Raw genomic sequence first — 13,107 nt, 5'->3', positions numbered from 1 at the left:
AAAAACCTTTTAGAGTATTAATCTAAAAGGTTTTTATTTATGATAAGTAATATTATTTTTAATAGTAAAGGCGCGATAAATTTGTTCAATTAACATAATTCGAAACAATTGATGTGGAAATGTTAATTTTGAAAAGTTAATCTTGTTTTCAAAAAATTCCTCTTTAACACCATTAGAACCACCGATAACAAAAGTTATATTATCGACATTTACAATTTTCTCAGCAAATTCATATGAATCTAATTGTTTTGCATTTAATGATAGATAAATTACTATTGAGTTTTTGGGAATTTTTTCAAGAATAAGTTTAGTTTCTTTTTCTTTTTTTAGTTCAATGTTTTCAATTTTTTGTTCTTTAATTTCAAATATATTTACCTTAGCAAAATAATTAACTTTTTTTAAATAATCATTAAAAATTATTTGATATTCTTTTGATAATGAACCAACTGCTATGATATTTAATTTCATTTTTTATTAGTTGCTATATGAAACATTAACATTTGAATATCAGAAGGATTGATGCCTGAAATTCTCGATGCTTGACCAATTGTGTTTGGTCTTATCTTTTGAAGTTTTTGTTTTGCTTCAGTTGCTAAATTATCTACTTTATCATAATCAATATCATCAGGTATTTTAAGATTATCTAGACGAATCATTTTTTGAGCCATTGTTTCTTGTTTTTTAATATAACCATCGAGTCTAATCAAGGTGGTTAATTCATTTTTGTATTCAAAATCTCCTAAAACATCAACAGGATCAACCTCAGGACGGGCTAGTACTTTTGATTTAGCTAGACCATTTTCAATTTGATATTTCTTAGCAAGGTCGCTCTTTGAAGAAACAAATTCAGAATTGAGCTCTTCAATTTTAGCTTGAATTTTTTGATATTTAGTAACAACATTTTGATAATTTTTTTCTGAAATTAATCCTACTTGATATCCGTACTTAGTTAATCTAATATCAGGATTATCATTTCTTAATAATAAGCGATATTCAGCTCTGGAAGTGAGCATACGATATGGTTCTTTGGTCCCTTTTGTTACTAAATCGTCAATTAAAACGCCGATATAAGCTTCATTTCTTTTTAAAATTAATGCAGGTTGATTCTTGAGTTTTAATCCAGCATTAATACCTGCGATTAATCCTTGCGCTGCTGCTTCTTCATATCCACTTGTTCCGTTAATTTGTCCGGCTGTAAAAAGATTTTTAATGATTTTTGATTCTAATGAACTTGAAATTTGCAATGGATTTAGTGCATCATATTCAATTGCATAACCTCATTTTTGCACATTACAGTTTTCTAATCCCGGAATGGTTTTAATCATTAATTTTTGTATCTCAACAGGCATTGAAGTTGACATTCCATTTACATAAATTATTTCACCATCTGCAGTTTCAGGTTCAAAAAATACTTGATGACGATTTTTATCTCTAAAACGCATTACCTTATCTTCAATACTTGGACAATATCTTGGACCAATTCCTTCAATTAAACCAGAGTACATTGCGGATTTTTTAATATTTTGTTCAATAATTTGATGTGTTTTTTCATTGGTATAAGTTAAGTAACAAGATATTTGTTCTGGAAGTTTTACATTAGATCTAGTTGAAAAATTTAAATTATTAGCATCCAAAATTTCTTTTTCAACTTTTGAAAAATCTATTGAATCTGCATAAACCCTTGGTGGAGTACCTGTTTTCAATCTTTGTAATTCTAAACCATGTTTTAATAGCGAAAGGCTTAATTTTGGAGTTGTTTTTTGATTATCTGGTCCACTAATTGTGATTTCATTACCACGTAAAATTCTTGAATTCATATATGTTCCAGTAGTTATAACTGCAACTTTTGCATAAATTTCATTATTTTGCTCAAGTTTTAAACCTAAAAATTCATTATTATCGTTTGTGATTATTTCTTCAACAGTATCTTCAATTAAGGATACATATTTATGATCTTTTAATGCTTGAAAAACTATTTTTGAATACTTTTCTTTATCGATTTGTGCTCTTAAAGCCCTTACTGCAGGTCCTTTTGATTCATTTAACATTTTTATTTGAATCATAGCCAAATCAGAAAAATATCCTTGCATTCCTCCCAATGCATCAATTTCACGTGTGATGATTCCTTTTGCTGGCCCGCCAATCGAAGGATTGCATGGCATCATTGCCAATTTATTTAAATCAAATGATATTAAAGCAACTTTTAAATTCATATTCGCTAAGGCAAAAGTGGCTTCAACACCAGCGTGCCCACCACCTATCACAATTGCATCGAAATTATTATTTTTATCAAACATAATGTTTTTATTTTATCAAATTTCACAATTTTTTTAACTAATATCTTAATAAAGAAAAATCAAAATACAACATTAAAAATGCTGTATTTTGATAGTTTTTAAACTATATTTCAGTATTAAAAGGTTTTTTAAGTACAAAAAAAGTAGTATTATCAGCAAATTCTAACACCATTTGAGATTCAATGAAATTTCGATCTCTATCAAGAACCTTAATAACTTGAAATTTAGTATTTATTTTAATTAGATTTAATAATTCGTTTAAGGAATACAGGTGCATAAAATCATAGTGATCTTCTTGATTTTTGAAAATGTAATCTCCATACATTTCATATTTAAATTCATCGCATGATACTAAATATTTTTGGTAATTTTTGAGATATCGCTCATCATTTCTTAAATGAGTGCTAAAAATATAAATACCGCCAGGTTTTAATGTTCTAAATATTTCTTTTAAAGCTTTAATCCTTGCATTTTCTGATGGAATACCAGCTCAACCATTAAAAGAAAACAAAGCAAAGTCGAAAGCATTTTTATTAAAACTAAGTTTTGTAGCATCTTGAATTTCAAATAAAATTTTGTAGTTTAACTTTTGATTAATTCATTTTGCTTGTTCAATCATTGAACTAGAAATATCGATTGCACTAATGTTTTGATAACCTAATTCATACATTCCAAAACTAGTTCTTCCAGACCCTACTCCAAGATCTAAAATATTATCATCAAGTTTGGCATATTTAGTAATTAAATATTTTTCAGAATTTCAAAGTTTGATGTTTAATGCTGCATTTCCATATTTAAACAATGTATTTTGATTATGAAAAACCTTTTTATCATTATTATTCATTTAATTTACTTGCGCTAAATCAATATGTTTTATTTAATTCAATTTCTGAACTATTTGAATTATAAAATTCTTGCATATTTGTAAATGAATTTGTTAAAAATGGAATTAAACCAAATTTAAAGTCAAATTTAACTAGTTGTTCATTTCTAGATGAATCATAATCAAAATAAACTTTAAAATCTTTAATGATATTATTTGAAAAATTCATTACAAATGGATAAATTGAATATTTTGTTTTAGTTGAGATAATTTTATCAAGAGTTATTTGTTCAGTTAAATTGTATAAATCATCATTAATAAAACTTATCATTATTTTTTTAAAGATCGATTTCTTTAAATGATTTAATAATTTTTGATCAAACAAATTATTAAGCTCAACTCTTTCTTTTTTATTTTTATTTTCATTATAAAGATCTTTGAATTTTTTGTGAATATATTTATTTTTGATAACAACATCTTTTAAAGATTCAGGTGTAATTGTGAAATTTATAAAATCTTTAACCTTTTGGTCTGTAAGTTTTTTAAAACCATTAAATGTATACTCTTTTTGTATTCTGCTTGATTTATGTTGTGATCCTTCTAAGTCAAAAATTTCAACTTGAATACCAAGAGTCCCGTTTACATCATCCGGCTTTACTTGAAGGATTTTGTAGTCAAATTCGGGATTATTATTATCTTTATTGATAGTATCGAAAAAGCTATTTTTAAGCGCTTGATTTAAACGAATGCTTTGATCTTTAAAATAATTTGAATTTTTTTGGAAATCTTCAATTGTTTCGTAATTTATTGCACCATCTTCTTTATTTTGTAATTGATTAAAAGCATTTATATTTGCATTATACATCAACATTGCTCCAACTAATGAAGCGAATGTTTTTGATAATGGACCAGATATACTTTTAGGGCTTAAAAATGTATCTTTTGGATTGTTCTTTTCATTTATTTGATTAACTTTAAACCCTTTTAAAATGATAGTTTTTATTGTAAAGTGTTTAGTATTATTTTTTGCTTGGAATTTAATTTTTATATTACTTAATATTCCATTTAAATTATCTTCTTGGATTTTATCTAAATCAATAATGGTTATGTCATATTTGTTTTTAATGTCTTGTGAAATTGAACTATAATACCCTATTAATGTTTTAAATTCATCTAGAGTTCTTAATCTTTCTCTTGCTGAAATAGCATCAATTCCTTTATAGAACGATGAGTCAATATCATATTCAAGTTTAAAATTATTTAAATCTGAAAAATCAAATATATCATCTTGTTCTGGAATAATTCCTTCTGTTTGATCAATTGTATTATTTGAGCTATCATTAGACATTGATTCATTTTTTTGGTTTTTTTGCGGATTTTTTGAACTATCGCTAGAGTGATTATTTTGACTAGGTGTTTGTGTTGTTGTATCATCTTTTTTTGAATTTGTTTTTGGACTTTCAGGATTAGTTGGATCACTTTTTGGTGGATTATTATTTAGATTTTCATTATCTTCTTTTTTATTTAAAGTATTTGAAGTATTGGGATTTTTACTATTTCTGATTTCATCTTCTGGAGCTTTAGTTTGAGAAGTATAGTTGCATGAACTAAGAGCTACAATTGGCGAAAAATTTAATGCACTAAAAATGCTAGCTTTAATCATTTTTTGCTTCATAATAGAATATATTTTATCATATTTTTGACTATTCACAATTTAAAAAAATTTTTTAGTACCTAAAAATAGGGATTTTATGTAAAAAAAATTACTTAATAATATCATATTTTTATTTTGAAAAAAATATTTTTGCTATATAATTTTATTACTTTTATGAGTTTTTTGCATATTATGTAAAAATCGTTATAAAGGTTTTATTTAATTTTTAATGATAATAAGAAAAGAAAGTGGGTTAATATGGCTGAAAATAAAAGATATATCATGCGTAAGTTTGGTCCTAAAACAGAAAGAAGAGATTATTCTGTAACTAAACAAACTTTAGAATTAACAGATATTTTAAGCACCAGCAAGGAAAGTTTCGATAACTTTATGAAAAAAAGAATTCAAGAAGTATTACTTGAAGCTTATCCGATTACAACTGGTACTGTTAAGCTTGATTATGTTAAGAATTCTATCGATATTGAATATCCTTTTAAGAAAATCACTAGTGAAACTGAAGAAATAAATAAGTGTAAAGCTAAAGGAATTAACTTTAGCTCGAAAATTTATATTCAATTACAAAAAGAAAATACAACAACCGGAGAGCGTAAAACTGATAGAGTGCTTTTAGGTGAAATACCATATATGACTTCAGGTGGTAGTTTTATCATAAACGGAAGTGAAAAAGTTATTGTGAGTCAGCTTGTTCGTTCTCCAGGAGCATATTTTGGAGTCGGAGTTCGTAATAAACAATCTGATGACTTATTTAACAAGTTAGAAATTTTGCCTAGAATTGGTTCATGATTAGAAATTTCGCATAAAGTTACTACAAATACATTAGACACAGTTAAAGTTAAGGTTGATAAAAATAAAAATATTCAACTTGGTACATTCCTCGCTTCATTCGGATTTAAAGAAAAACAAATAAGAAAACTTTTTGGTAATAATGCTTTACTTGATGAAACTCTTAAAAAAGATAAGATTTTAGAAAAAACTAGTGAAGATAGATTATCAATAAGCGCAGCTCAGGAAGAAATTTTTAGAACAATTAGAAAAGGTGACCGTGATACAGCAGATGCTAAAAAATCACTATTACCTGGAATGCTTTTTGATAAAAGGAGATATAACCTTTCTGAAACCGGTCGTTATATGCTTAATAACAAGTTATCATTAGTGGATCGTATTACCAACACCTTTTTAGCTCAAGATATTAAAAGCAAAACAAATGAGGTATTATTTACAAAAGGAACTTTCATTGATTATGATTTAGCTAAGAAAATTCAAGAAAGTTATAATAATGGTTTGGTTGCTACTGAAAAACTTGAAGAAATTAACCCAGAACATGTTTATTACAAATTATATCGTTCAGAATTAACTCAAAGTAATCCGCAAAATTTATTTAATAATCCTGATTTGAAAAGAAGAATTAAAATTATCAGAATTAAAATTTATCCAAACAAAAAATGAATGAATGATAAAGATAAAGAACCAGTTGTAGTTATTGCAAATGATCCAAAGTCAATTGAACATCATTTATTGCTTTCTGATATTATTGCTGCTATTAGTTATTATTTCAATTTAACCGATGGGGTCGGGCAAGATGATGATCCAGATTCACTTGTTAATAAGCGAATTGTTTCTGTTGGTGAATTAATTGAAGGACAACTTCAAATAGCATTAACAAAATTGGAAAAAACCACAAAGGAACGTATTGGTGCAAAGGAAGCTGATAAAGTTACAGCTAAAAATGTTACAAATAACAAATTAATTACAAATCAATTCAAGTCATTTTTCAATACTTCAAAATTATCACAATTTATGGACCAAATTAACCCACTTGCTGAAGTGTCAAATAAACGTCGTGTTACATCTCTTGGACCTGGTGGTCTTAGTCGTGATACTGCCCAATTCGAAGTTCGCGACGTGCATTCAACTCACTATGGAAGAATTTGTCCAATCGAAACTCCTGAAGGATTGAACATTGGATTGATTCTTAACTTTGCTACATATGCAAAAGTAGATGAAAAAGGTTTCTTAAAAACACCATATTACAAAGTTAATGATGGAGTAGTTGATTACAATGATGTTCGTTACTTAACTGCTGCTGAAGAATTCGGATATTCTATTGCTCAATCATCAGTGCATGTTGATGAAAATAATAGAATTACTGATGAAAATCTTACAATTAGACGTAATTATACTTATATAAATGGGAAAAATTCTGATGTTGACTTTATTGAAGTTTCATCAAAGCAAATTGTTTCTGTTGCTGCTGCAGGTATTCCATTCTTAGAAAATGATGATGCAAACCGTGCATTGATGGGTGCGAATATGCAACGTCAAGCAGTTCCTTTATTAGAAACAGAAGCACCATTAATCGCAACAGGTATTGAATCATATATTGCTAAATATTCTTCATATAATTTGGTTGCCAAAAACCCAGGAACTGTTACTTTTGTTGATGGTTCAAGAATTCATATTCAAAGAAAAGAAAGCACAGTAACAGATAAATATACTTTAAGAAATTTTGAAAGAAGTAATCAAGGAACTATTATTCAGCAAAGACCATTAGTTAGAACAGGAGATATTGTTGAAGCAGGCGATATTTTAACTGATGGTTCATCCTTTAAAGACGGGGAATTAGCCTTAGGTAAAAACGTTCTAGTTGGATTTACAACATGAAATGGTTATAACTTTGAGGATGCTGTTATTATTAATGAAAGATTAGTTAAAAATGATGTTTATACTTCAATTCATATAGAAGAGCAAACAATTCAATTCAGAAGTTCAAGAGCAGGTGATGATGAATTAACAAAAGATGTACCTAATGCATCAAAATATTCATTAAGAAATTTAGATGATAATGGTATTGTTAAAATTGGTTCTGAAGTATATCCTGGTGATATTTTAGTTGGTCGTGTTTCTCCAAAAGGTGAAGAAAATCCTTCGCAAGAAGATAAACTACTATATGCAGTATTAGGACAACGTTCTCCATCTACTAAGGATACTTCATTAAAAGTTAAAAATGGTCATAATGGTACAATTACCCACGTTGAAATTCTTTCAAGAGAAAAAGGAGACGTTTTAGAAGAAGGAATTGAGAAAATTGTTAAGGTTTCAATTGCTCAAAAACGTAAAATTAAAGTTGGTGATAAAATGGCTGGACGTCATGGAAATAAAGGTGTTATTTCTATTGTGCTTCCTGAAGAAGATATGCCATATCTTGAAGATGGAACACCACTTGATATTATGCTTAATCCACAAGGGGTTCCATCTCGGATGAATATTGGACAAATTTTAGAGTTACACCTTGGTATGGCTGCTAAAAAATTAAATGTTAAATTTGTTTCTCCTTCGTTTGATGGAGTTAAAAAGCCTGATATTGAAGAAGCTCTTATTGAAGCTGGATTTGATAAAACTGGAAAACAAATTTTAATTGACCCAATTACTGGAAGAAAATTTGATAAGCCAGTTTCAGTAGGTGTGATGTATATGCTAAAACTTAATCATATGGTTGATGATAAGATGCATGCTCGTTCTGTTGGACCATATTCATTAATAACTCAACAACCACTTGGAGGTAAATCTCAAAATGGTGGTCAAAGATTTGGGGAAATGGAAACGTGAGCTTTAGAGTCTTATGGTGCAACAAATGTTTTACAAGAGATTTTAACCTATAAGTCTGATGATATTATTGGACGTAATGCGCTTTATAGTGCTTTAGTTTCTGGTAAAGAGCTTCCTACACCAGGAACACCAGAATCATTTAATGTTTTAAGTTATGAATTGAAAGGTCTTGGTATGAAATTAGAGCCAAACTTCAATGAAGAAGAAGATGATTATCAAGTATTGCAATTTGAATCAGGAGGTGAAAGTGAATAATTCAAACTCAAATGCTCATAAAGAGAGAATTAAAAGAATTACATTATCATTAGCTACTAGAGAAGATGTTAAAAATTGATCGCATGGTGAAGTAACCAAACCTGAAACAATTAATTATAAAACATATAAACCTGAAAAAGATGGATTATTTGATGAATTAATCTTCGGTCCAGTAATTGACTATAAATGTCCGATTTGTGGATCCAAGTATAAAAAAAGTGATGTTAATGAAGTTTGTGGTAAATTACCTCAATGTAAAAAATATAACCCTGAGATACTACCGAAAATAACAAGAAGAAGTAGAATGGGTCATATTACTTTGCATAATCCTGTTGTTCATTTTTGATTTTTTAAAATCGATCACTCTGTTATTTCTAATCTTTTAGGATTAAGGGTTGAAAGAGGAAATGAAAAGCAAAATGTTACTAAATCTGATTTAGAAAAATTAATTTATTATAAATCACATATAGTATTGGAAAGCGGTAACCTAAAATCACTCAATAAAAATACTATTATCGATATTAATGAGGCTGCAAATATATATGATAAAGCTTTAGAAGAATTATTGGAAATCTATAAAGATGATAAAGAAGCATATGAAATTATTTCAGAATCATTATGAGAGTTAAGAGAATATGCTAAGTCACAAGATGGAAAAGATTTCGGAATTGACTTTTATCAATATAATGAAGTTATTAATGAATATTCTGATGCTAAAATCGGAACTGGTTCAGCTGCTATTGAGTATTTATTAAGTAATATTGATCTTGAAAAAGAACAAAAATTAGTTCAAGAGCAAATTGACAAAATTAATGCTGAAATTAATAAACAACGTGATGTTTCAACCTCAAAAATTCAAGCAAGACAAAAATTATATAAACGTTTAACAATAATTTCATCATTTATTCGCTCAGGTCAAAAACCGACTGATATGTTAATTTATGAATTGCCAGTTATTCCAGCAGATTTAAGACCGCTTGTTCAGTTAGATGGTGGAAGACACTCAACTAGCGATATTAATGAATTATATCGTCGGATTATTATTAGAAATAATCGTTTAGCTAAATGAAACGAAACTGATGCACCTATGCTTATTAAGCAAAATGAATATCGTATGATTCAAGAAGCGGTTGATTCATTAATTGATAATGCTAGAAAAAAACCAACACCAGTATCATCAAGGGACAATCATCCATTAAAATCTATTTCTGATGGTCTTACCGGAAAAAAAGGACGTTTCCGTCAAAACTTGCTCGGAAAACGTGTGGACTATTCAGCTCGTAGCGTTATTGTTGGTGGTCCATCATTGAAAATGTATGAAGTTGGGGTACCTCGTGATATTGCAGCAAAATTATTTGAACCTTGAATTATTAAAGAACTAATTGCACATGAAGAAGGTATTACAAGTATTAAAACTGCTAAAAAATTAATCGAGAACTTAGATCCAAGAATTTGACCATATGTTGAAAAAGCAATTCAAGGACGTCCGGTATTATTAAACCGTGCACCTACCTTGCACCGTTTATCTATCCAAGCCTTCCAACCCGTTTTAATTCGTGCTAAAGCTATTAAATTACACCCACTAGTAACTACAGCGTTTAACGCTGACTTTGACGGGGACCAAATGGCAATCCACGTTCCGATTTCAGAAAAAGCTGTTCGTGAAGCGCAAGAATTAATGCTTGCTTCTAAGAATATTCTAGAGCCAAAAGATGGTGAACCAATTATTAACCCTTCTCAAGATATTATTTTAGGTTTATATTATTTAACAATTGAAAAATCAGGCAAAAATGCTAAGGGAGAAGGAAATTTCTACTCTAATATTGACGAAATGTTGCTTGCTTATGAACGTGGTCATGTTTCATTACACAGTAGAGTTGTTTTACCAATTAAATCATTAAATAAACCAAAATTACAACTTCAAACTACTAAACCATACATTTTTTCAACTGTTGGTAAATTCTTATTAAATAGTGTTCTTCCAACAGAATTTGAATTTGTATTTGGTAAATATGTTGAAAAGACTTACAAGAAATCACTTAATAATGAAATGCAACTAGTGGAAAGAGAAGTGATTCATACATCAAAAAATGATTTAGATCATTATACTTTTGATTATGGAACTAATTTCTATGAAACTTTTAAGAATATTGATTTAAATTTAGCTTTATCTAAAAAAGATATTGCAAGAATCATTAGAAAAATTTATGAAGAATATGTAGCGGTTATTACTATTGAAGATATTGCAAGTATTTTAAATAAAATTAATAAATTTAATTTTAAGGAACAATTAGAAGCATGCGAGGATTTAGTAGATTATAAAGGGGAAAAAATTCCTTCAACACATGCTAAATTAATCAATCAATTCATTATTGATGAATTTGAAAAAATAAGTTATTCATACAAGGTTAATGAAGCTCAAAAAGATTCATCAGATTGAAATGTACATGAATATACTAAAGGATTAGAAAATGTTTGATTCAAGTATTCAAACTATGTTTCATATATTCTAGATAAAATTAAAGATTTAGGATTTAAATATTCAACTATTTCAGGTACTACAATATCAATGAATGATGTTAAAACACTTGATTCAACTGCTGATTTTATTAAAGAAGGTGAAGAATACATTAAAGAATTAAAAGCCTTTTTTGAATATGGATATTTAACAGATGATGAACGTTATAAATTAACTATTGAAAAATGATCAAAGGTTAAAGAAAAAATTGAAAAATCGCTAAAAGAAGTTACAAAGCTTGATATTGATAATCCATTGTTTATGATGATGACTTCTGGAGCTCGTGGGAATGCATCAAACTTTACTCAGCTTGCCGGAATGCGTGGTCTTATGAGCAACAACACAAAAGTTTTAAAAGCTGATGCGGAAAATGATCGTGTGGTTCGTTCAACTATTGAAATTCCTGTTAAATCATCATTCTTAGATGGTCTAAGTTCATATGAGTTTTATTCATCTACTCACGGGGCTCGTAAAGGATTAACCGATACCGCTCTTAACACTGCTAAGTCAGGTTATTTAACACGTAGACTTGTTGATGTTGCTCAAAGTATAGTGGTTCGTGAAGCTGATTGTGGCTCAGATTTTGGTTTTGTTGTTAAAGCTATTAAAGATACAAAAACTGATACAATCATTGAGACTCTATATGAAAGAATTGAAGGTAGATACACAAATAAAGCAATATACGATCATAGCGGTAATTTAGTTATTGATGCAAATGAATTAATTACTCCAGAAATTGCTAATATTATTGTTAATGATTTAAAACTTGCTGAAGTTGAAATACGTTCTGTTTTATCTTGTCATACTAAAAATGGTGTATGTAAGATTTGTTATGGTAAGGATCTTGCATCTAACCGGGTGGTTAATATTGGTGAAGCTGTTGGTATTGTTGCAGCTCAATCAATTGGTGAACCCGGAACTCAGTTAACAATGCGTACATTCCACACCGGAGGGGTCGCTGGTGTTGAAGATATTACAGGTGGATTTGGTAGATTGATTGAATTAATCGATGCTTATGATAATCCATGAGGAAAACCAGCAGAAATATCAAAAGTATATGGAATAATTTCAAATATAGAACAAGTAACTAATAAAGAAACAGGAAAAGTAACTGACTTTATAGAAGTTTCAATTACTACAAAAAATGAACAAGGTGACGAAATTATTGAAACAATTTCAGGAAGAAGTTCTCAAAAGTTACGGGTAAAAGTTGGTGATCACGTTGTTCCTGGTCAAAAGATTTTTGAAGGACCAATAGTTTTAAATCAGCTTTTAAATGCAACTGATGCAAGAACAGTTCAAAGTTATTTATTAAAAGAGATTCAAAGATTATATCGTTTACAAGGTATTACTATTGCTGATAAATATATTGAAATTATCATTTCACAAATGTTATCAAAGATCTTAATTATTGAACCTGGTGATTCAAGATTCTTTAGTGGAGCATTGGTAGATACATATGTATATCAAGTAGAAAACTCAAAATTATTAGCTGCTGGTAAAAAACCTGCTTATGGAAAAGTAAAAATTTCAGGAGCTAAACAAATTCCTTTATTATCAAATTCATTCTTATCAGCCGCTTCTTTCCAAGAAACAGCTAAAATACTTGTTAACTCATCAGTAGCTCAAAGAGTTGATTATCTTGAAGGACTAAAAGAAAATATTATTTTAGGTCAAAAAATTCCTGCTGGAACAAATTCAGATTATGAATTAAAAGGAAAATATGATATTAGAAGCTTTAAATCATATTTCCCTGATAAATTTGATCCAGATTTAAATTCAGAAGAACCAATAACTAATTTCTTAGATGAGAACTTTTCAATTAATGATATAACTGACGAAGCATATCATAATGATATTTTCGATCAAAGTGATGAATTCACTAATTATTATGATTTTGAAGATGATATGTAAAAATGAAAAAACCAAGCAT

At 28.5% G+C, this 13,107-nt stretch carries 6 protein-coding genes; 2 read left to right on the top strand and 4 right to left on the bottom strand.

The features are described 5' to 3' along the window. Nucleotides 1-33 precede the first annotated feature (33 nt). The 4 genes from EXC48_RS03250 to EXC48_RS03235 form a co-directional block, all read right to left on the bottom strand. Nucleotides 34-468, bottom strand: coding sequence for a 23S rRNA (pseudouridine(1915)-N(3))-methyltransferase RlmH (locus EXC48_RS03250; protein ID WP_129720747.1), 435 nt, complete (start codon nt 466-468; stop codon nt 34-36). Continuing rightward, the gene (gene mnmG, locus EXC48_RS03245) at nt 459-2,297 is read right to left on the bottom strand and encodes a tRNA uridine-5-carboxymethylaminomethyl(34) synthesis enzyme MnmG (protein WP_129720745.1); all 1,839 of its coding nucleotides are present in this window, start codon (nt 2,295-2,297) and stop codon (nt 459-461) included. The genes EXC48_RS03250 and mnmG overlap by 10 nt, the downstream gene beginning before the upstream one ends. A gap of 103 nt (nt 2,298-2,400) precedes the next feature. Further along, nucleotides 2,401-3,141, bottom strand: a complete 741-nt coding sequence (locus EXC48_RS03240) for a class I SAM-dependent methyltransferase (protein ID WP_129720743.1) — start codon at nt 3,139-3,141, stop codon at nt 2,401-2,403. Further along, a complete protein-coding gene (locus tag EXC48_RS03235; protein WP_129720741.1) occupies nt 3,134-4,795 on the bottom strand; it encodes an LppA-related lipoprotein in 1,662 nt (553 codons plus the stop codon). The genes EXC48_RS03240 and EXC48_RS03235 overlap by 8 nt, the downstream gene beginning before the upstream one ends. Before the next feature lie 237 nt (nt 4,796-5,032). Between EXC48_RS03235 and rpoB the strand changes: the two genes are divergently transcribed. Both rpoB and EXC48_RS03225 read left to right on the top strand, forming a co-directional pair. Next, nucleotides 5,033-8,656 carry a DNA-directed RNA polymerase subunit beta gene (gene rpoB, locus EXC48_RS03230; protein ID WP_129720739.1) on the top strand — a complete coding sequence of 1,208 codons (3,624 nt, stop codon included), beginning with the start codon at nt 5,033-5,035 and terminating at the stop codon, nt 8,654-8,656. After that, the gene (locus EXC48_RS03225) at nt 8,649-13,088 is read left to right on the top strand and encodes a DNA-directed RNA polymerase subunit beta' (protein WP_129720737.1); all 4,440 of its coding nucleotides are present in this window, start codon (nt 8,649-8,651) and stop codon (nt 13,086-13,088) included. Before rpoB ends, EXC48_RS03225 begins: the two co-directional genes overlap by 8 nt. The last annotated feature ends 19 nt before the right edge of the window (nt 13,089-13,107 follow it).

This window comes from Mycoplasmopsis cynos (genome assembly GCF_900660545.1).
Taxonomy (GTDB): domain Bacteria; phylum Bacillota_I; class Bacilli_A; order Mycoplasmatales; family Metamycoplasmataceae; genus Mycoplasmopsis; species Mycoplasmopsis cynos.
Note: the sequence above shows the minus strand (reverse complement) of the source record. Positions and strands in the feature narration are given on the sequence as shown.